Origin of the sequence: Glycomyces sp. YM15 (genome assembly GCF_016918015.1) — a bacterium.
Classification (GTDB): domain Bacteria; phylum Actinomycetota; class Actinomycetes; order Mycobacteriales; family Micromonosporaceae; genus Glycomyces.
This window is the reverse complement of record NZ_JAERMK010000001.1, coordinates 207,492-227,602: the sequence shown is the minus strand read 5'-3', so window position 1 is coordinate 227,602 and position 20,111 is coordinate 207,492. Positions and strand designations below refer to the sequence as shown.

Annotated in this window: 21 protein-coding genes and 1 pseudogene; 12 read left to right on the top strand and 10 right to left on the bottom strand. The window is 70.4% G+C overall.

The features are described from left to right. Positions 1-122: 122 nt before the first annotated feature. The 4 genes from JHY01_RS01040 (at position 123) to JHY01_RS01025 (ending at position 4,273) form a co-directional block, all read left to right on the top strand. Positions 123-1,157, top strand: a complete 1,035-nt coding sequence (locus JHY01_RS01040) for a LacI family DNA-binding transcriptional regulator (protein WP_205323731.1) — start codon at positions 123-125, stop codon at positions 1,155-1,157. Positions 1,158-1,225: 68 nt separating this feature from the next. Next, positions 1,226-1,996, top strand: a complete 771-nt coding sequence (locus JHY01_RS01035; RefSeq protein ID WP_205323730.1) for a ThuA domain-containing protein — start codon at positions 1,226-1,228, stop codon at positions 1,994-1,996. Then, complete coding sequence (locus tag JHY01_RS01030) at positions 1,993-3,114, top strand: Gfo/Idh/MocA family protein (RefSeq protein WP_205323729.1); 1,122 nt, start codon at positions 1,993-1,995, stop codon at positions 3,112-3,114. Before JHY01_RS01035 ends, JHY01_RS01030 begins: the two co-directional genes overlap by 4 nt. Positions 3,115-3,130: 16 nt before the next feature. Beyond that, the gene (locus JHY01_RS01025; protein WP_205324038.1) at positions 3,131-4,273 is read left to right on the top strand and encodes a Gfo/Idh/MocA family protein; all 1,143 of its coding nucleotides are present in this window, start codon (positions 3,131-3,133) and stop codon (positions 4,271-4,273) included. 43 nt (positions 4,274-4,316) lie between these two features. On the opposite strand, the gene JHY01_RS01020 is transcribed toward JHY01_RS01025, so the two are convergent. After that, positions 4,317-5,129 carry a MerR family transcriptional regulator gene (locus tag JHY01_RS01020; RefSeq protein WP_205323728.1) on the bottom strand — a complete coding sequence of 271 codons (813 nt, stop codon included), beginning with the start codon at positions 5,127-5,129 and terminating at the stop codon, positions 4,317-4,319. 77 nt (positions 5,130-5,206) lie between these two features. Beyond that, a complete protein-coding gene (locus JHY01_RS01015; protein WP_205323727.1) occupies positions 5,207-5,695 on the bottom strand; it encodes a VOC family protein in 489 nt (162 codons plus the stop codon). Between the two features lie 179 nt (positions 5,696-5,874). Here JHY01_RS01015 and JHY01_RS01010 point away from each other — a divergent pair, with 179 nt between their 5' ends. Both JHY01_RS01010 and JHY01_RS01005 read left to right on the top strand, forming a co-directional pair. Beyond that, the gene (locus JHY01_RS01010; RefSeq protein WP_205323726.1) at positions 5,875-6,285 is read left to right on the top strand and encodes a YciI family protein; all 411 of its coding nucleotides are present in this window, start codon (positions 5,875-5,877) and stop codon (positions 6,283-6,285) included. Between the two features lie 24 nt (positions 6,286-6,309). Continuing rightward, positions 6,310-7,464, top strand: a complete 1,155-nt coding sequence (locus JHY01_RS01005; RefSeq protein WP_205323725.1) for an RNA polymerase sigma factor — start codon at positions 6,310-6,312, stop codon at positions 7,462-7,464. 84 nt (positions 7,465-7,548) lie between these two features. Here JHY01_RS01005 and JHY01_RS01000 read toward each other — a convergent pair whose 3' ends face one another. Continuing rightward, positions 7,549-8,271 (bottom strand): SDR family NAD(P)-dependent oxidoreductase, encoded by a 723-nt coding sequence (locus JHY01_RS01000; RefSeq protein ID WP_205323724.1) that lies wholly within the window; start codon positions 8,269-8,271, stop codon positions 7,549-7,551. Between the two features lie 98 nt (positions 8,272-8,369). On the opposite strand from JHY01_RS01000, the gene JHY01_RS00995 reads away from it, so the two are divergent. Both JHY01_RS00995 and JHY01_RS00990 read left to right on the top strand, forming a co-directional pair. Beyond that, positions 8,370-9,233, top strand: a complete 864-nt coding sequence (locus JHY01_RS00995; RefSeq protein WP_205323723.1) for a GNAT family N-acetyltransferase — start codon at positions 8,370-8,372, stop codon at positions 9,231-9,233. A 125-nt stretch (positions 9,234-9,358) separates the two neighbouring features. Continuing rightward, positions 9,359-9,913, top strand: coding sequence for a GNAT family N-acetyltransferase (locus tag JHY01_RS00990; protein ID WP_205323722.1), 555 nt, complete (start codon positions 9,359-9,361; stop codon positions 9,911-9,913). A 102-nt stretch (positions 9,914-10,015) separates the two neighbouring features. Here the strand turns inward: JHY01_RS00990 and JHY01_RS00985 are convergent, their stop codons facing one another. Continuing rightward, positions 10,016-11,287: a glycoside hydrolase family 27 protein gene (locus JHY01_RS00985; RefSeq protein ID WP_205323721.1), complete on the bottom strand. Its 1,272-nt coding sequence runs from the start codon at positions 11,285-11,287 to the stop codon at positions 10,016-10,018. A gap of 159 nt (positions 11,288-11,446) precedes the next feature. Between JHY01_RS00985 and JHY01_RS26220 the strand changes: the two are divergent. Beyond that, positions 11,447-12,157, top strand: a pseudogene (locus JHY01_RS26220) (helix-turn-helix domain-containing protein); the annotation flags it as partial. A gap of 63 nt (positions 12,158-12,220) precedes the next feature. Here JHY01_RS26220 and JHY01_RS26215 read toward each other — a convergent pair. From JHY01_RS26215 to JHY01_RS00955, 6 genes are all read right to left on the bottom strand, one after another. Next, the gene (locus JHY01_RS26215) at positions 12,221-12,931 is read right to left on the bottom strand and encodes an alpha/beta fold hydrolase (RefSeq protein ID WP_240192265.1); all 711 of its coding nucleotides are present in this window, start codon (positions 12,929-12,931) and stop codon (positions 12,221-12,223) included. 181 nt (positions 12,932-13,112) lie between these two features. Beyond that, positions 13,113-13,844, bottom strand: coding sequence for an ABC transporter permease (locus JHY01_RS00975; RefSeq protein WP_205323719.1), 732 nt, complete (start codon positions 13,842-13,844; stop codon positions 13,113-13,115). Between the two features lies 1 nt (position 13,845). Continuing rightward, positions 13,846-14,559: a fluoroquinolone transporter permease gene (locus JHY01_RS00970; RefSeq protein ID WP_205323718.1), complete on the bottom strand. Its 714-nt coding sequence runs from the start codon at positions 14,557-14,559 to the stop codon at positions 13,846-13,848. Continuing rightward, entirely contained in the window at positions 14,556-15,425 is an 870-nt protein-coding gene (locus JHY01_RS00965; protein ID WP_205323717.1) for an ABC transporter ATP-binding protein, read from the bottom strand. Before JHY01_RS00965 ends, JHY01_RS00970 begins: the two co-directional genes overlap by 4 nt. Before the next feature lie 4 nt (positions 15,426-15,429). Next, positions 15,430-15,897 (bottom strand): GbsR/MarR family transcriptional regulator, encoded by a 468-nt coding sequence (locus JHY01_RS00960; protein ID WP_205323716.1) that lies wholly within the window; start codon positions 15,895-15,897, stop codon positions 15,430-15,432. A 149-nt stretch (positions 15,898-16,046) separates the two neighbouring features. Then, positions 16,047-16,634, bottom strand: a complete 588-nt coding sequence (locus tag JHY01_RS00955; RefSeq protein WP_205323715.1) for a helix-turn-helix domain-containing protein — start codon at positions 16,632-16,634, stop codon at positions 16,047-16,049. Positions 16,635-16,735: 101 nt separating this feature from the next. Here JHY01_RS00955 and JHY01_RS00950 point away from each other — a divergent pair, with 101 nt between their 5' ends. From JHY01_RS00950 to JHY01_RS00940, 3 genes are all read left to right on the top strand, one after another. Continuing rightward, positions 16,736-17,365 (top strand): class I SAM-dependent methyltransferase, encoded by a 630-nt coding sequence (locus JHY01_RS00950; RefSeq protein WP_205323714.1) that lies wholly within the window; start codon positions 16,736-16,738, stop codon positions 17,363-17,365. 70 nt (positions 17,366-17,435) lie between these two features. Further along, positions 17,436-18,983 (top strand): MFS transporter, encoded by a 1,548-nt coding sequence (locus tag JHY01_RS00945; RefSeq protein WP_205323713.1) that lies wholly within the window; start codon positions 17,436-17,438, stop codon positions 18,981-18,983. Positions 18,984-19,371: 388 nt separating this feature from the next. Beyond that, complete coding sequence (locus JHY01_RS00940) at positions 19,372-20,106, top strand: class I SAM-dependent methyltransferase (RefSeq protein ID WP_205323712.1); 735 nt, start codon at positions 19,372-19,374, stop codon at positions 20,104-20,106. The last annotated feature ends 5 nt before the right edge of the window (positions 20,107-20,111 follow it).

The window sequence follows — 20,111 nt, the reverse complement described above, 5'->3', positions numbered from 1 at the left end:
CGGCGGGTGTCACCGGTACTGACGACAAGCGTCCGCCGAATTCATCGCCGGGTTTGACCGTCGCTCGTTTTTATGCTTAAAATCTGTCGCACGCCGGAACGGACTCAGAGAGGAGACGGCGAATGAGCGGCAAGAGGCGCGGTGCCCGCAAAGCGAGCATGTCCGACGTCGCCGACCTCGCCGGGGTCTCCGCGATGACCGTCTCGAACGTCATCAACCGCCCCGAGGTCGTCTCCGCCGTCACCCGCGAGAAGGTGCACGCCGCGATGCGCGAGCTGCGCTACCGCAACAATCTCGTCGCCCGGAGCCTGCGCCTCGCGCAGCCGCGCCAGATCGCCTACGTGCTGCCCGCCCAGGACGTCGGCGGCAACCAGTACATGGACGCCTTCGTCCACGACCTCGCCGCGAGCTGCCAGGCCGCCGACCGCAACCTCACCCTCGTCGCCGAACGGGGCGAAGCGCTCATGTCCGCCTGCGAGGACCTCTACTTCGGCCAGTCCGCGGCAGGGTTCGTCATCTCCAACCTCGAGCCCGAGGACCCCCGGCCCGTCGGCCTGCGACGGCGGGGCATCCCGTTCGCCGCGTACGGCCGCACCGCCGAGGCGTTCGCGAGCCCGTGGAGCTGGGTCGAGGCCGACGCCGCGCTGGGCATCGCGATGGCCGTCGACCACATCGCCGACCGCGGGCACCGCGAACTGGCGTTCGTGGGCGCCGACCAGGGAATCGTCACCATGGCCCAGCGCGAGATCGGCTACCGGCAGGCCTGCGAGCGTCGCGGCCTCACCTCCTCGCTCGCGCCGGGCCGGGTCATCGAATGCGGCCGCGACCTGGAGACCGGCGTCCGCGTCGCCGCCGCGCTCCTCGATGCGCCCGAGCCGCCCACCGCGATCGTCTGCGTCTCCGACCCCCTCGCGGCCGGCGCCGTCATCACGCTTCAGGGCCGCGGGCTCGCCCCGGGCCGGGACGTGGCCGTCACCGGCTACGACGACACCACGCTCACCTCGTTCGGCACCGTCGGCATCTCCTCGGTCCGCCAGCCCTCGGCCGCCCTCGCCGCGGAGCTGGTGCGCCTGGTCATCGAGCGGTCCGACGAGCCCGAGCACCTGCTGCTGCCGCCCACGCTGGTCGAACGGTCCAGCACCGCCCCGATGATCTGATGAATCCCGATGGCGCCCAACGATTTTTAAGCTCACAATATGCGAAACCACCAAAGGAGACACACCACATGTCCAATGAACCGATCCGAGTCGTCGTCTGGGGCGAGAACCGCCATGAGCAGGTCGAAGCCTCTGTGGCCGAGCGCTACCCCGACGGCATGCACGGCGCCATCGCGAAGGGCGTCGGCGAATGGCTGGGCGACAAGGCTCACATCACCACCCACACCCTCGACGAGCCCGAGCACGGCCTGACCTCCGACGTACTGGACGCCACGGACGTCCTCATCTGGTGGGGCCACGCCGCGCACGGCGAGGTCGCCGACGAGGTCGTCGAGCGCGTGCACCGCCACGTGCTCGCCGGCATGGGCCTCGTCGTCCTCCACTCCGGGCACTGGTCCAAGATCTTCATGAAGCTCATGGGCACCACCTGCACGCTGCGCTGGCGCAGCGAGCACGACCGCGAACTGGTGTGGACGGTCAACCCGCAGCACCCGATCGCGCGGGGCATCCCGAACCCGATCGTCATCCCCGAGCAGGAGATGTACGGCGAGTACTTCGACGTGCCGACCCCGGACGAGCTCATCTTCATCTCCGGCTTCACCGGCGGCGAGGTCTTCCGCAGCGGCATGACCTACCGCCGCGGCTTCGGCCGGATCTTCTACTTCAGCCCCGGCGACCAGGACTTCCCGGTCTACCACCACCCGGACGTGAACCACGTGATCGCCAACGGCGTCGAATGGGCCCGCCCGGACCGCGAGCGCGAGACGCCGACGCTGCTGCGCTACGACACCGACGACTTCTTCAACGGCCAGGGCTACCGAGGGGCATTCGAGCGATGAGCTTTCGAACGATCGGATCCGAGGGTCCGCTGCGGCTCGTCGTGGTCGGCGCGGGCGGCATGGGCGGGGCTTGGGCCCGGAACATCGCCGACAGCCCGGACGCCGAACTCGCGGGCATCGCCGACCTCTACCCGGAGGCCGCCGCGTCGCTCGCCGCCGCGACCGGCATCGAGGGCCTCCTCACGGGCGCCGACGCGATCGAGCTGGCGCGGCGCACGGGCGCCCACGGCATCGTGAACGCGACCATTCCCGAAGCGCACCACCCGGTCACGATCGCCGCGCTCAACGCGGGGTTCCCCGTGCTGGGGGAGAAGCCGGTCGCCGCCACCGTGGCCGAAGGCCTGTCGCTCGCGGCCGCCGCCCAGCACACCGGGCAGCTGTTCATGGTCAGCCAGAACCGCCGCTACCACCCGGCGCTCCACCAGGCCAAGCAGCGGCTCGCCGGGCTCGGCGCGGTCGGGATCGTCTCGGTCGACTTCTTCCAGTCGCCGCACTTCGGCGGCTTCCGCGACGAGATGGCCAGCCCGCTCCTGCTCGACATGGCCATCCACCAGTTCGACATGGCCCGCTACCTTCTCGACGAAGACCCGGTCTCGGTCTCCTGCGAGGAGTACAACCCGGTCTGGAGCTGGTACGCCGGCGACGCGGCCGCGAACGCGGTCTTCGCCATGGAGGGCGGCGCCAGGTTCACCTTCAACGGCTCCTGGTGCAGCCCCGGCCATGAGACCTCCTGGAACGGCTCCTGGCGGATCTCGGCCGAGCGCGGCTCGGTCCTGTGGGACGGCGAGCACGACCCGGTCGCCGCCCCCGACGAACCGTTCGAGCCCGGCGAGGACCTCGGCCGTGACATCGCGGGTTCCCTGCGGCAGTTCGTCGCCGCGCTCCGGCACGGCCTGGAACCGATGGGGCGTGTGCACGCGAACATCATGAGCCTCGCTATGGTCGAGGCCGCGACGCAGAGTGCGGCACAGGGACGGCGGGTCGCGATCGACGACGTGCTCGACCGCTCCTACGACACTGCGCTCGCGACCGAGCGCGACCCGGAGGTGCTCGCCGTACTGAAATCGTGGCCTTCCGTCCGGGAGGCCCTGAGCTCTAAGAGGAGCGACAGTGAGTGAATCCCTCAACGTCGGCATGATCGGCTACGCCTTCATGGGCGCGGCCCACTCGCACGCGTGGCGCACCGCGCCGCGCTTCTTCGACCTGCCGCTCGCCCCGCAGATGACCGCGCTCGCCGGCCGCGACCCCGAGCGGGTCGCGGCCGCCGCGACGAAGCTCGGCTGGGACTCCAGTGAGACCGACTGGCGCCGGCTCATCGAGCGGGACGACATCGACCTCATCGACATCTGCGTCCCCGGGAACCTGCACGCCGAGATCGCGATCGCCGCGCTCGAGGCGGGCAAGCACGTGCTGTGCGAGAAGCCCCTGGCGAACTCGGTCGAGGAGGCCGAGCAGATGACGGCGGCCGCCGAGGCCGCCAAAGCCAAGGGCGTGTACGCGATGTGCGGCTTCTCCTACCGCCGCACGCCCGCGCTCGCGCTCGCGAAGCGCCTGGTCGAATCGGGCGCGCTGGGGCCGATCCGGCACGTGCGCGCGCAGTACCTCCAGGACTGGCTCACCGACGAGAACGCGCCGCTGACGTGGCGCCTCGACAAGTCGAAGTCCGGTTCCGGCTCGCTGGGCGACATCGGCGCGCACATCATCGACGCCGCGCAATGGGTCTCGGGCGCGAACATCACGGGCGTCTCGGCGATCATGGAGACCTTCGTCAAGGAGCGCCCCGTCGGCGGCGACTTCGTGGGCCTGGGCGGCGTCGGCGGCACCGACGGCCCCAAGGGCCCGGTCACCGTGGACGACGCCGCGATGTTCACCGCACGCTTCGACGACGGAGCCGTGGGCGTCTTCGAGGCCACCCGGTTCGCGCTCGGCCGCAAGAACGCGATGCGCGTGGAGCTCAACGGCGCCAAGGCCTCGCTCGCGTTCGACTTCGAGGACATGAACTCGCTGTGGTTCTACGACTCGGCCGACGGACCGAACTCGGGCTTCCGCAAGATCCAGGCCACCGAGCCCGAGCACCCGTACACGGGCAACTGGTGGCCGGTCGGGCACGGACTCGGCTACGAGCACGCCTTCACCCACCAGGTGGTGGACCTCGTGGGGGCCATCGCGAACGGCGAGCAGCCCACGCCGTCGTTCGCCGACGCGCTGCGCGTGCAGCGGGTCCTGGCCGCGGTCGAGGCGAGCGCTGAAGACGAGAGCCGCTGGACCGCCGTCTAAGGCACGCAACGGGGCCCGGCTGTTCGCCACGGCCGGGCCCCCGTCACGTCCAGACCGCCGTGTCCGGGTCGACGCCGTTGGCCCGGGCGTTCGCGTCGATCGCCTCCCGCAGCCACGAGGCCAGTCCCGGCTCGATGCCGTCGAAGTTCGCGGCGAACCGCGGGTCCTCGGTGAACATGCGCCCCATGCAGACCTGCATCGCGTGCGTGCACTCGAAATAGGTCGACATCAGCGCACGATGCCGCTCAGCCAGCTGGTTCGCCGCCACCGAACCGTGCGCGACGCCGCCATGCGCGGCCGCCGCGAGGTCGGCGTTGAGCGCTTCGGTCGCGGCGGCGACCGCCTTCCACTCCTCGGGGGTCTTCTCGGCGACACGCTCGGCGTACTGCGTCCACTGCGGACCGGCGCCCCAGCGTTCGGCGGCCTCCTCGACCCAGCCGGGCTGCCAGTCCTCGCCGAAGATCGCGAGCTGCTCCTCGGCGCTCAACGGCAGTCCGCGTTCGAGGGCCTCCAGCAGCCGGTCGATCCCACCGGCCATGTGCCGCAACCGATCCATTCGCTCCGCGACCTGGGTTCGCTGCCTCCGCAGGTGCGCCCGCGCGTCCGCGGCCGGGTCGTCGAGGAGGTCGGCGATCGCGGCGAGCGGGAAGCCGAGCTCGCGGTAGACCAGGACTCGGTGAAGCCGCGCGACATCGGCGTCCGCATAGAGCCGGTAGCCCGTGCCCGAACGTCCGCTCGGACGGGCGAGGCCGATGTCGTCCCAGTGGTGCAGCGTCTTGACGCTGACGCCCAGGAGCGCGGCGGCCCGCCCCACCGTCAGGTCGCGCGCCGCAGACGGCGGCGGATGGTCGCTCATCGGGCCATTGTCGCCCAGAGCGAGTCGGCCCGGGCGGCGACCGGCACGGCCGACCACCCCGATGCCGCGACCGGTGATCACCCCCGCGGGATCTCGTACCCTTGCGTGCGCAGCAGGTCCGCTCGCTCACTGTTCGGGTCCAGCGGCTGGGCGGCGGTCATGACGACCCGTATGCCCTCGGGCGTGCTCACGGTCAGCTCGATCGAGCCCCAGAACTGCTCCACAGGGCCGGAGACGCTGCCCGGGAGCAGCCGCTCGCAGGCCTCGGCGATCTCGTCGATCTGGCTGAGCACGCATGAGAAGCTGACCTGCGCGCCCGGCTGGGCGGCGGGCTCGCCCGGCACGAGGAGCACGTCCTGGAACGCCCAGCGGCGCACATGGGTCATCTGGCCAGGGACCGTGAACAGGTCGATGAACCCCAGGCCGCGGAGCCAGAAGTCCTTCGAGGCTTCGAGGTCGGCGGTCGCGGCGATCACGAACATCGGCATGCCGTAGATCTCGCGGCAGACCTCCGGGGCCTTCGCGTCGTACGCCGGTGTCGGAACGGGAGTGATGTATTCGCTCATGCCCCGATCCTCGAGCCTCCCGCCGCGTCAGGGTCAAGCCCGGACATCGTGAGCCCGGCCACGGCAGCACTTGCGAAAAACCTCGGAGCAAGTGCCGATGGGATGTCGAGAACCGCGGACCGGCTCCGTCCTAGGGTTGTCAGCGGCGAAAGAGCCGCCCGAACCGAAGGAGAGCCGTCATGGCCAAGTACCTGTTGCTCAAGCACTACCGCGGCGGACCGAAGCAGCACGCCAACGCCGAAGCGCCGATGGAGGACTGGGCTCCCGCCGAGATCACCGCGCACATCCAGTTCATGGGCGACATGATCGAAGACCTGAAGGAACGCGGCGAATTCGTGGACGCGCAGGCACTCGCCCCGCAAGGCGACTTCGTGCGCTACGACGGCGACGGGAGACCGCCGGTCACCGACGGCCCGTTCGCCGAGACCAAGGACCTCATCGCCGGGTGGATGGTCATCGACGTCGACTCCCGGGAGCGCGCCTACGAGGCCGCCGCCCACCTCTCCTCGGCCCCCGGAAAGGACAGCCTGCCGCTCCACGAGTGGATCGAAGTGCGGCCGTTCCTCAACGAAGCGCCGACGGTCGAATAGACACGAACGCTGGATACCTGTCAGATGATCGACGATCACCTGCTGCGGGACCTCACCCCGCAAGTGCTGGGCGTCCTCGTCCGCCGCGGAGCCGACTTCGCGGCGGCCGAGGACGCCGTCCAGGACGCGCTCGCCGAAGCGGTGCGGCACTGGAACGGCGAGGCGCCCGACGAACCCAAGGCCTGGCTGGTGACCGTGGCTTGGCGCAAATTCCTGGACGCGCGCCGCTCGGCGTCCGCCAGGGTCATGCGCGAGGTCGCGGCGCACCGCGAACCGCCTCCCGGCCACGCCGAACAGTCGGACGACACGCTCCTGCTGCTCAGCCGCTGCTGCCACCCGGCCCTCTCGCCCGCGTCGGCCATCGCGCTGACGCTCCGCGCGGTCGGCGGCCTCACCACGGCCGAGATCGCCCGCGCGTTCCTCGTCCCCGAATCGACCATGGCGCAACGCATCTCGCGTGCGAAGCGGACACTGGCGGGGGAGCGGTTCGAACGGCTCGGCGACGTGCGCGCCGTGCTCCGCGTCCTGTACCTCATGTTCGACCAGGGCTTCGCGGGCGACCGGACGGGCGGTGACCTGTCCACCGAAGCGATCCGCCTCACCAGGCAGCTCGTCGCTTCGGTGCCGCAGGACCCGGAAGCGGCGGGCCTGCTCGCGCTCATGCTCCTGCACCACGCCCGCCGCCCGGCCCGCCGCGACGCCTCGGGCCAGATCGTGCCGCTCGCCGAACAGGACCGCTCCCTTTGGGACGAGGCGAAGATCGCCGAAGGCGTCGACCTGCTCCAGCTGGCGTTGGCGATGGACCGGGTCGGCGAGTACCAGGCGCAGGCCGCGATCGCGGCGCTCCACGACGACGCGGCCTCGGCCGATGAGACCGACTGGCCGCAGATCCTCGAGTGGTACGACGAACTCGAGCGCATCACCCCCGGCAGCCCGGTCGTGGCGCTCAACCGGGCCGTCGCCGTCGGGCACGTGGACGGCCCGCTCGCGGGGCTCCGCCTGGTCGAAGCGCTCGACCCCGGCCTGCCGCGCCGCGACGCCGTGGCCGCGTACCTGCACGAGCAGGCCGGGAACCGCGCCGAGGCGGCCCGACTCTACAAGGCGGCGGCGCAGGCCACGGTGATCGAAGCCGAGCACACCCATCTCCTGAAACAGGCCGCCCGCCTCAGCCGCGACTGACCTGACCCGGACGGTTCCGCTTGGGCGCCTTAGGGTCCGATCCGCTCATCCGCACCACATCGAGCTGGGCGCCCGGCCGCGCGCTCAACCGAGCTCGACCCCGGTGTGGGCCTCGAGCCGCTCGATCAGCTCATGCTGGAAGTCCGGGTCCGAGGCCGCGGGATGGGAGCGGCTGATGCGGCGGTGATGCCAGTAGCCGCCGGTGCGCGGCACGATCGCTTCGTCGGGGGCCGTGGCCAGCCACTCCTGCGTCCGGTGACCCTCCTCGAGGTCGCCGGGCGCGCCCGGGCCGCCCATGCGGGTCGGGACCCAGCCGGGATCGACCACGTGGGACACGGTGTCGGCCCAGCGGCGCGCGACCGCGAACGCCAGCGTCGTCACGTACAGCTTCGAGTCCTCGTACGCGCCGGGACGGACCCTTGTCTCCGCGAAGTCGATCGCGTCCAGATCCGTCGAGCCGTCGAGATGGTAGCCGCTGCTCAGGTAGATCAGCCTGCGCGGCTTGGACATCGCGGCGGTGAGCAGGTAGGGCGCGACCGTGTTCACCTGCAGCGCCCCGGGGTCGCGGTAGACCCCGGCGTTGTGGATCACCGCGTCGAAGCGCCCGAACGCGTCGGCCTGAGCGGCGACCGCGAGCACATCGTCCATTCGAGACAGGTCGCCGTGGACGAACCCGTGCGGCACGAGATCCGGGACCCGATCGGGGCTGCGCGTGTGGACGACGACCTCGTGCCCCTCCGCCGCGAGCGTCCGCGCGGCGGCCAGGCCGAGCCCGGTCGAGGCCCCGGTGATCAGGATGAGCGCCATGGTCGTCCTTTCGTCGAATGCCCGCGGGGCCGAAGATACCCGCGCCCGGCCCGCGAAAAACGGTTGCTCGGTCCGGCACGGCGGTGTGAGATCAGACCATGGACCTCGAACTCCGCACTCCGGGCATCGACGAACTCGGCTCGGTGCTCACGGCGCTTCGGGAATGGCAGTCTGACGACGCCCCACTGCAGCTGCACCCCGGTGACCTCGGCTGGTACCGGCAGCTCGGAGCCGCGAAGGCCGCCGCAGCGGTGCGAACCTGGAGCCGCGACGGACGGATCGTCGCGGTCGGCATGCTCGACGGCCCGGACGTGCTGCGAGTGACCGCCGCACCGCGGCACCTGCACGACCCGGCGCTGGCGCGGCGCATGGCGGCCGACATCGCCGACCCCGATCGCGGCGTACTCCCCGCAGGCAGAGCGAACGTCGAGATCCCGAACGGCGCGGCACTCGACGAGTGCCTGGCCGAGATCGGATGGGCCACCGATGAAGCCTGGACGCTGCTCCGCCGAGACCTGTCCACGCCGGTGGAGGGCCCGGGCCTGCGCACCGCGGTGGTCGGACCGGAACAGGTCGGATTGCGTGCCGCGTTGCAGCGGTCGGCGTTCGAAGGCTCCACGTTCTCCGAGGAGCGATGGCATGCGATGGCGTCCGGCCCGGCCTACGCCGACGCGCGCTGCCTCATCGGCTTCGACGACGACGAAGCCGTCGCCGTCATCACGGTCTGGTCCGCCGGACCCGGTAGGCCCGGTCTCATCGAACCGATGGGCGTCCACGGCGACCACCGCGGCCGCGGCCATGGCAGGGCGATCTGCGTTGCCGGTGCCGCCGCGCTCCAGGAGTTGGGCTCGTCGAGCGCGATCGTCGCCACCCCGAGCTCCCTTGTGGGCGCGGTCGCCACGTATCGGTCCGCCGGTTTCGCGGTGCTCACCGAACTCCTCGACCGGCACCGCGAGGCCTGACCGGAGGACCTCGAAGCCATCCGACCGCTCGGCGCCCGACCGCATTCGGCGACCGGACGGCGCTGCGCCCGATCCACATGTGAGAGCATGTCGTCTGTTGCGGCGCGGTCGATTTCGGAGGACGCATGTTCAAGACTTCCCTGGGCGAAGGCGCGGAGCTGCGCCCGCTGCTGCCGGACTCGGCCGAGGAGTTCCTGGCCCACATCGACCGCGGGCGCGAGTTCATCGGGCGCCACGTGGCCCTCGCGGACGCGGTCGCCGATATCGACGCGGCCCGGCGGATCCTCGAGACCTTTGAGAAGAAGGCCGCCGCGGACACCGGGCGCATGTGGGGCATCTGGGTCGACGGCACCCTGGTCGGCGGGGTCCTGTTCCGCACCATGGACTTCCGCATGGAGACCGCCGAGGCCGGCTGCTGGCTCGAACCCGCCGCAGTCGGCAAGGGCCTCGTCACCCGCGCGGTCACCGTGATCATCGACTGGGCGATCGAGGTCCGCGGCATCCACCGGGTCGACTGGTGGGCCTCGACCCGCAACGCCCCGAGCATCGCGGTCGCCAAACGCCTCGGCATGACCAGGGAGGGCGTCGCCCGCGAGGCCTACCTCCACCGCGGCGAACGCTACGACATGGAGATCTGGTCGGTCCTGGCCCCGGAATGGCGCGCCGCCCGAGACGCCTGACCCGGTGAGCCGGACGGCCGACCGATTCCGCGACTGGCTGGCGACCGCCGCGCCGACCGACCTGCTCTCGCGAAGCCAGGACCTCGGCTAGGGCCAATGCCGTTACTCCAGTCGCAGCAGCCGGGTGCCGTGCGCCGGAACCCGCACGCGGACCAGGCCGTCCTCGACCGGGACGTCGGCGCCCGCCCACAGATCGCGGACGCGGGTCCGGTGCTCGCATCCGAGATCGGCCAAGTGGACGTCGAGGTCGGCCGGTTCGTCGCCGAGCCAGAACACCGCGCATGCCTCGGCGTCGCCCAGATCGGCCTTCCAGACGACGAGCGAGTGGTCGCGCACGATCTCGCGGCTGCCCCGGCTTCCCAGCAGCGCGAGGACCTCAGGGTTGCGCAGCAGCTCGAGCGTGTCCGCCGGGGTGTCGGGCAGGTGCCCGCCGAACATCAGCGGCGAGCGCATCATGCACCACAGCGTGAGCATCGCGCGCTGCTCTTCGACCGTCAACCGCGACATCCGGTCCTCGCCGACGTGCGCGTGGATGCCGATGCGCCCGAGCGGCAGCATGTCGGCGTCGCCCCAGGCGCCCGGCATCTGATGCGGCGCCCAGCGCGCCGCCCGTTGGAACATCTCCCGAAGCGCGCTCCAGTCGTCCCAGAGGTCGTCGGAGATCCGCCACATCTCCGAGTGCTCACGAAGCGCGTCGAGATGCGCGAAGGACAGGGCCTTCCCCGGCGAGAGGCTCAGCACGATCGGCCGCCCGCACCGGTCGATCGCGCGCGAGTACGCGGCGATCTCGACGCTCTGCGTCGGCGGGTGCAGGACGTCGTCGAGCTTCACGAAGTCGACGCCCCATTCGGCGAACTGCGCGACCTGGGAGTCGTAGTACGCCTGGGCGCCGGGAGCCGAATGGTCGATCCCGAAGTTGTCCGGATTCCAGGTGCACACGTTGTCGCGGTCCGCGATCCGCGACGCGGTCGTGTCGCCCCCGAGCACCGGGAGGTCCAGTTCGACCGCCTTCTTCGGGATGCCCCGCATCATGTGCACGCCGAATCGCAGGCCCAGCGCGTGCACGCGGTCGGCCAGCGCCTTGAACGACCCGTCCGACGCGGAAGGGAACCGGTTCGGTGCCGGGAGCTGCCGCCCCCACGCGTCGAGCACGGGGTCGGAGACCGCGTTGTACCGGTGCTCGCCGGGGTTCGGCTCGTACCACTGGATGTCGACGACCACCGTGTCCCACCCGAACGGCTTGAGCTCGGCGGCCATGAACTCGGCGTTGGCCACGACCTGGTCCTCGGTCACCGAACTGCCGAAGCAGTCCCAGCTGTTCCATCCCATGGGCGGGCGCTTCGCGGCGTGTTTCCTCGCAGATGTCGACGTCATGGTGATCAACGTAGCCGTGATCGGGTGAACGCGAATCCGGCCCGCTTGGCCGTTCCTCCGGGATCCTTTGTTCGGCTAGCATCGCCCCTCGTGAAGTACGAAGCGGTGGTGGAGCTCGCGGAACCGGGGATCTGGGTGGCCCAGGGGACGGCCCCGGCGATGGCCCGGGCCCACAGTCATGACGACATCGAGTTGAACGTCGTCACCAGCGGGGCCATCGAATATCTGATGGGCGAGCGACGCGTCCGCGTCGAGCAGGGCCAGGCGGCCGTCTTCTGGGCGAGCCTGCCGCACCGGCTGCTCGCGCCCGCGGGGACGCCGGCCGAGGTCTGCTGGGCGCACGTTCCGCTGTCCACGGTGCTGACCTGGGGCCTGCCCGCGGCCGATCTGCGGTCGCTCCTGGAGGGCCGGCCGGCCCTCGCGACCGTGCCGACCGATGTGGACGCGGCGGGCCTTTGGCGGCGCTGGGAATCGGACTTCGCCGGCCTTGACGCGGATGTCGCCCTCTTGGAGATCCACGCCTTCATGCGCCGGACGCTGCGCGCCGCCCGGGTGAAGCCTTCGGGCACCGGACCGGTCTCGCGCCCGCTCGAGATGGCGGCGTTCGTCATGGAGCGGTTCCGGGATCCGATCACCGCGGCGGACGTCGCGGCCGTGGCCCATCTGAACACCGAGTACGCGATGACCTTGTTCCGCAGGGCATGGAACATGACCATCGGCGAATTCCTGCTGCGCCGACGTGTGGCCGAGGCCCAGCGTCTCCTCGCCACCACCGATCTCGACTGCTCAGCGGTCGGCTACGCGGCCGGTTTCGGCTCGGGCAGCACCTTCTACGCCCAGTTCGCCAAGCTCGTCGGCTCGAGTCCGGGCCAGTACCGCTCCGCACTCCGGACCGCCACCGAAGATCCCCGTATGGCATCTCGCCTCCAGGGTTTATCGCGAGTGCTTTCGCATTACCTTGTCGCCGAGTCCGGCGATGACCTCGGCTACTCGGTCTGGTGCGAGGCTCGTGGCCGCGTGGCCTTGGCGGCGCAGTCGCACGCGTTCGGTGTTCGGCATGACGCGTTCCAGTGCGTCCAACCGTTCACCCAGGTGAGCGGGGCTGCGTTCACCGCCGAGCAGCACGACGGGCACGTCGATTCGCGCGTACGCCTCCAGCTCGATTCCCACTTCGTCGATGGCCGCGCAGTCGTCGAGCTGGTGCTGCGCAAGGCGACGCATGCGAGGGAACAGCGGGACGGCGGCCGCGGACATCCAGGCGGCCGATGCCGGGGCCTGCACGATGTCGCGCAGGAAGATCGCCAGTGCCCTTCCCGGTCTCCCGGCATCCATGGCGGCCTGCGCCCGGGCCAATGCCGTTCCGCCGAGCGGCGGTCCGATCACGCAGGGCGGTTCGTACAGCACCGCGCCGGCGAACGCCCCGGGCATCGACGCCAGCGCCTCCAACGCCAGCACCGCACCGGAGGAGTGCCCGACGATCAGGATCGGTTGGTCGATGAGCTTCACCAGGGCGCGGACGTGCTCGACCTCCGCTGCCATCGTGCATCTGCCGCCGGTCGTGAGGTCTGACCGGTACTGCCTGCGGTGCAGCCGGAGTGTCCTGAACCGGGCATTGAGGCGGGCGGTGACGAGTCTCCATGACATGCCGTCGTCCATGCCGCCGTGGAGGAACAGCATCACCGGGCCCTGTCCTTCGTCGTGGGCGCGCACGCTGGTGCCGTCGCTCGCCGTCGTGGTGAGCATCGTGGGACCGTTCTTCGGAGTGGTCATGGTCGGTCGATCGTCCTAACAGGAGATTCGGAGGCAGGGGTCTGCCGCCTGCGGTTCAGGCCTTCTGGGAGGCGAGTCGTTTGAGGAGCCACCACCCGATCGCGCCGGCGTACACCGCGCCCGCGATCAGGTAGGGCCATGGGTTGCCGCCGTCCCAGACTTCCCAGAAGGCCTTGGCGGGCCAATAGGTCGGGATGAGGCCGAAGCCGAGCATGGCCGGGTGGTCGAAGAAGAACGGCACCATCGGGAGGCCGAACAGCAGCATGCCGACCGCGCGGACGATCGCCAGTCCCTCGACCTTGTTGCGGGCCAAGGCGGCCAGGCCGAAGCCGACCATGGCGGCGTTGAGCCCGCACAGGACGGTGACGGGGACGGAGGCGGCGACGAGCCGGGCCGGGATCTGCCCGGTCAGCGCCATCGCGGCCACGAGCGAGACCGCGGTGGCGGCCACCGTGGTCGCCGCGCGGTAGAGCGGGTAAGTCATCGGCGGTGCGGGCGTCACCCGCAGTGCCGCGAGCGTCCGCTGGTCCTTGTCGTCCATCAGCAGCATCCCGCAGACGGCGCCGAGGACGGCGATCGGTCCGACCACGATGAAGGCGCTGAGGATGAGTCCGTGGTAGGGGACCAGGTCGAAGCCGTGGTCCCGGTCGAGGTAGCGGGTGAACGCGGGGAGCAGCCACATCGTGGCCGCGTAGATGAACGGGCCGAAGACGATCCCGGCGAGCAGGCTGTCACGGCGGATGTTGCGCAGGTCGTTGCGGCCGAAGGCCGCGATGGCACCGGGCACGTCACTCGCCTCCTTCACTGGCGGCGATGTGCCGGTCGAACATCTTGCGGGAGATGAGGCCGAGCACGGCGAGCGCCGCGACCGGGTACGCCAGCGCGTAGGCCCACTGCCACGCGGCCAGGTCGACTTGGCCGAACGAGTGGCCCATGAGCAGGAGCACCCCTTGTGTCGGCACCAGGTACGTGACCGGGTGTTCCCACAGGCCCGAGTAGTTGACGAGCGGGACGTTGAGAACGGCGAGCACCAGTGTGGACGGGATGATCCACTCACTGATCGAGGTGAACGGCGTCGACGAGATGAAGCTGCAGGTCAGGAACAGCAGTGCGCACAGCACCACGCCGGCCGTGAAGGTGAGCGGTTCGAAGTCGGCGCCGACGCCGGAGAACGCGATGACGACCGACAGGAGCAGGCTCAGCGCGGTGAGCGCGGTGAGCTTCGCGGTGTAGTAGTCGCGGAATCGCAAGGGGGAGACCAGGAGCGCGAAGAGTGTGCGCTCGCCGCGTTCGAAGAACACGGCTCCGGCGATGAAGAAGAAGCCGACCAGGGCCAGGTCGCCGAAGATGATGTAGGTCATCGAGGCGGCCTTGAGCTGTGGGGGAACGAGGTAGACGACGACTTCCCAGATCAGGGCCGAGAACGCCGCCGCGTACAGGAACCCGTACCGCCATTGGAGGCGCAGCTCGAGCCGCAGGGCCTGGGCGAGGACGGCGGTCATGTCAGCTTCCTTCCGGTGACGTCGATGAAGACGTCCTCCAGGTCCGCCTCCTGGCTGTGCACGGATTCGATCGCGGCCTCGCGCAGGAGCGAGAGGAACGCCCCGTCCTCGCCGAGGCCGTCGAGCGGGAAGTCCTTCGCGGCCAGGTCGTCCGAGCCGTCGGGACGGTAGGTGACGGTGACCAGGCGCCGGCTGCGGGAGAGCTTGTGCTCGGTGGGAGAGGCCAGGGCGGTGATGCGCCCGTCGACGACGAAGGCGACCCGGTCGCACAGCTGGTCGGCGGTGGTCATGTCGTGGGTGGTGAGGAAGACGGTGCGGCCCTCGGCCCGCAGTTCGCCCACGATGTCCTTGACGACGCGGGCGTTCGCCGGGTCCATGCCGGAGGTCGGTTCGTCGAGGAACAGCAGCCGCGGACGGTGCAGGAGGGCGCGGATGAAGACCAGGCGCATCTGCATGCCCTTGGAGTACTTGGCGACACGGGTGTGGGCGGCGTCGGCGAGGCCCACCCGGTCGAGCAGTGCCATGGGGTCCTCGGTGGGCCCCGGGTAGAGGGAGGCGAAGAACTGGAGGTTCTCCAGGCCGGTGAGCTTGAGGTAGTGGTTGGGCAGCTCGAAGGAGACGCCGATCCGCTCGTAGTACTCGGACTTCCAGTCGGCGGGGTCCTTGCCCCAGACCGAGACCGAGCCGCCGTGGCCCGTGAGGAGTCCGGTGAGGATCTTCTGGGTGGTGGACTTGCCGGCGCCGGAGGGGCCGAGGAAGCCGAAGACCTCCCCGGCGTCGACGGTGAAGTCGATGCCGCGCACCGCCGGCTCGGGGGACTCGGGGTAGGTGAAGGTGAGGCCTTCGATGTCGATGACGTGGCTCATCGGGTCACTGCTTTCGCTGTTCGTGCCAGAGGGATTCGATGCGTTCGTACTGCTCGGCGAGGAAGGTGTACATCTCCTTCGCCTCTTCGAGGCGCTGGCGGGACTCGGGCGGCGAGTCGGCCAGGAGGTCGAGGCCGCGTTCGGTCTGCTTGATCCACTCGCGCGCCTGCTTGGCCTTCTCGGCGGCCTCGTCGAGCCAGAATCCGGGGCGCAGCCGCCAGTGGGTGCGCCGCGATCCGGGGACGGCCTGGCGCACGACGGCCTTGTTGGCCGCCAGCATCTTCATCGCCATGCTCACCGAGCCGCGGCTGATGTCCAGTTGCTCGGCGAGCTCTTCCGCCGACTGGTGCGGCGGTTCGCAGACCAGGAGCCAGCCGAGGATGCGCCCGGGGATGCGCGGGAGGCCGTAGTGCTCGAAGTAGAGGCCGATCTCGTCGGCGTATTCGTGGCGGCCGGTGCGTTCGCCGCTCATGGCGTCTCCTCTCGACGGCTGGTTCCGACGGTACCTGGAGACATCAGAAATTTCAATAATGTTTGAAATCTGAATGTTCAAGCGTGCGGCGGCACCGGTCGACTCGACGTGGTGCGCCGGTTCATGTCGCACTGCGCGTTCACGACGGATCAGCCGACTGCGGGCCTGGCGCGGACATGGGCGCGTTCGCCCTGCCTGCCGACGAGGCTGAGGAACTCCACGGGGCCGGCGGGGGTCGCGCCGAACCAGTGCGGGGTGCGGGTGTCGAATTCGGCGGCCTCGCCGGGCTTCAACCTGAGGTCGTGTTCGGCGAGCACGAGGCGCAGGGTCCCGTTGAGAACGTAGACCCAGTCATAGCCCTCGTGGGTTCGCAGCTGCGGCTCCTGCCGGTCGTCGCCGGTCGGCAGGACGAACTTGTAAGCCTGAATGCCGCCGGGGCGGCGGGTGAGCGGGAGGATCACCGACCCGTCGCTGCAGGCGACCGGCCGCAGATTGACTCGGGGGTCGCCGGTCGGCGGTGCGTCCACGAGTTCGTCGAGCGTCACGCCGTGCACTCGTGCGAGCGGCAGCAACTGCTCCAATGTGGGTCGTCGCAGGCCTGACTCGAGCCTGGAGAGCGTGCTGGTCGAGATGCCCGTCTGGGCGGCGAGGTCCGCAAGCGTGATCTCACGGCGGAGTCGCAGGCGCTTGAGGCGCGGGCCGACGGCGTCCAGGGTCTGATCGAGATCGTGCTCCATGATCCCATTTTGCCATTCGGCAACAGCATTTGCGAATCTGACGGTCGATCCGCCACCATCGTCCGACGAGCGCGACACGTCTACGTGAGAGGTGGGAGACCGTGGCACACGACTTCGACAAGGACTACTGGGAACGACACTGGGAACAGCACCGCCGCACGGCACCGGCGGAGGACATCGGCAGCGCTCCGCATCCCTACCTCGGCCGCGAAACGGCCGGCCTCACGCCCGGCACCGCCCTCGACGCCGGATGCGGAAGCGGGGCAGAAGCGATCTGGCTGGCCACCCGCGGGTGGCACGTGACCGCCGCCGACATCGCCGCCCGAGCACTCGCCCGAGACGCCGAGGACGCGGCGAACGCGTCCCTGTCCGGCAGCGTGCGATGGGTCGAGGCGGACCTGACCATCTGGGAGCCGGGGCGCCGGTTCGACCTGGTCGCCACCAGCTACGCGCACCCCGCGATGCCGCAGGCGGCGTTCTACCGTCGCATCGCGGCGTGGGTCGCACCCGGCGGGACACTGCTCATCGTCGGACACCTGCACGAGCCCGACTCCACCGGAAACGCCGGCCCTCCCGCCGAAGCCGGGACCACCCTCGCGGACATCACCAGCGAGCTCGACCCGACCACCTGGCGCATCGAGACCGCAGCGGAGCACTCCCGTGAATTCGCCCGCGGCGGACGGGCCGTCGCCCTCCACGACGTCGTCGTGCGCGCCACCCGCCTCGTCTGACCGCCACCGCCGGCAGCGCCCCGGACTTCGACCGACGGCGCCGATCCCACACGCCCCGAAAGGAAGAGCATTGATCACGCCTGTGCAGATCCCCGCCCATGACCCGACCGTCATCGACCCGCGTCGGCGCCGCACCATCCTGATCGGAGTGTGCATCGCCCTCATGGCGGTCATCGCGTCGGTCTCCGGATTGAACGTCGCTCAGCCGCAGGTCGCCGTCGCCTTCGACGCATCGCAAGGCGAGGTGCTGTGGATGATCAACATCTACACCGTCACCCTCGCCGCGCTGCTCCTGCCGCTCGGCGCGGTCGGCGACCGATGGGGCCGCAAACCGGTCCTGCTCGCGGGCCTGGCGGTATTCGGCATCGCGAGCGCGGCGGCGGGCCTGGCCCCGACTACCGAGGTCATGTTCGCGGCGCGATTCCTCAGCGGCGTCGGCGCGGCGATGATCATGCCCGTCACGCTCTCGGTCATCACCGCAACCTTCCCCGACGACGACCGCTCCAAGGCGATCGGCGTGTGGACCGCCGTCGCCGGTGGCGGCGGCATCCTCGGCATGTACTTGTCGGCCGTGCTGGTCGACGTGGCGAGTTGGCGGTGGCTCTTCGTCCTGCCGATCGCGCTCGTCGTCGTGGCCGCGGTGATCGCACTCCGGGCCATTCCGAACTCGCGCGAGCGGACAGCCCACCGGTTCGATCTGATCGGTTCGCTGGCATCCCTGCTCGCCCTCGTCGGGCTGGTCCTCGTCCTGCACGATGGACCCGAACGGGGATGGACCGCACCTGCGACACTGCTGAGCCTCCTGGCCGGTGCCGCAGGCGTGGTCGGTTTCGCAGCTTGGGAACTGCGCCAGCGGGCACCGCTGCTCGACGTCAGGCTCTTCCGCAAGCGGGGGCTCGCGAGCGGCTCGGTGTCGCTCCTGGCCGTGTTCGGGGTGCAGGCGGGCATCTTCGTGGTCCTGTTCCCCTACTTCCAGGCCGTGCTCGGATGGTCGGGCCTGCGCTCCACCCTCGCCCTCATGCCGATGGCCGGGCTGATGATGATCGCCTCCGGCATCGCCCCACGCCTGGCCGCGAGGATCGGCGCCCGCTCCACGATGGCGACCGGGACCTTCATCGGCGGCGCCGGGCTCGCCCTCATGGCCACCTTCGTCTCGGTCGACGGAGGCTACCGCTCCGTCCTGCCCGGCATGGTCGCCATGGGCCTCGGCATGGGCCTGTCGATGACGCCCTCCACTGAGGCCATCACCGCGTCTCTGCCGCGTGAACGACAAGGCGTCGCCTCGGCGCTCAACGATGTCACCAGGGAGCTCGGTACCGCGCTCGGTGTCGCGCTGCTCGGAGCGGTCCTCACCGCCGGGTACGGGAACGCGCTCGACACGCGCTTGGACGACGTCCCCGCCGCCGCGGCCGACACGGCGCGCGAGGGCATCGCAGGTGCCCTCGCCATCGCGGACGAAGGCCACCCCTACTCGGAGGCGCTGGCCAGGGCCGCCCAGGAGTCATTCGTCCACGGTTGGCGGCAAGCGATGTGGGCGGGCGTCATCGTGATGGGGGCACTGCTGGTCTACGTGCTCTTCCGGGGCCCGCAACGCAAGGCTGCGCCTTCACCGGAATAGGGGGACAGCGGTGCAACCACGCAGGCCCGCAGAGCGATCCCCTGGCGGCTCTTCTCGTTCCCGGTGCCCTTCGGCGACGTGTGCGAAGGGGTAGCACTCGTCAACCGGCCGTTGCGGCCGCCGCAGGCTTCAGAGGGAGGCTTGCGGCGGCCGGGCGGGAGCTTGGTGCGCGTTCAGATCCCGGTCATCTCGTTGGCCGGGTTCGGCAGGTCCACTGCGGTGGTGACCTCGCCGGTCCCTCTGGGCCGCGGGCCAGCGACCGGAAGCTGTAGCTGAACCCCAGATCGAGCAGTTTCAGTTCGCCGGTCTCGGTGTTGATGAGCGACGTTCGCGCACGGGTGTCGCTGGCGTGCGATCCGGTTCGGGGATGGGCGGGTAGGGTGCGGAGATGAGCCGCAAGCACGGAGGACGTCCCGACGGTGCGACGGTGACTGCGTCGTTCGACGCGGGAGCCTCGGCGTACGACGCCCTCACCGACCGCAATCCCGGTTACCACGAGCACCTCCGTGTCTCTGCGAGCCGCCTCGGGCTCCCCGCCGACGGTTCCGGACTGCGCCTGCTGGACGTCGGCTGCGGCACGGGCGCCTCGACAGCGGCGCTGCTGTCCGCCGCACCCGGGGCGACCGTCGTCGGCGTCGACGCCTCCGCCGGGATGCTCGAGCAGGCGCGGGCGAAGCGGTGGCCCGGGAACGTGGCGTTCGTGCACCTCCCCGTGGAGGAGTTGGGAGCAGCGGACCTCGGCGGCCCCTTCGACGCCGTGTTCGCCGCCTACCTGGTCCGGAATCTGACCGACCCTGACGGGCCCCTGCGCACGCTGCGTTCGCTGCTGCGCCCTGGCGGCACGATCGCCGTTCACGAGTACGTCGCGGGCCTCACCCTGTCGGCGCGGCTGCGGTGGACGCTCGTGTGCTGGGGGATCGTCATCCCCCTGGCCGCGGCGAAGGGCGGCAACGTGCCGCTGTACCGACACCTCTGGCGCAGTGTGGCCACGTTCGACAACGCGCCAGCGTTCGCCGACCGGTTGGTGCGGGCCGGTTTCACCGACGCCCGCACCGAGACGATGAGCGGATGGCAGCGCGGCATCGAGCACACGTTCACCGCGCGGCGGCCGGACGCCGAGTAGGCCGC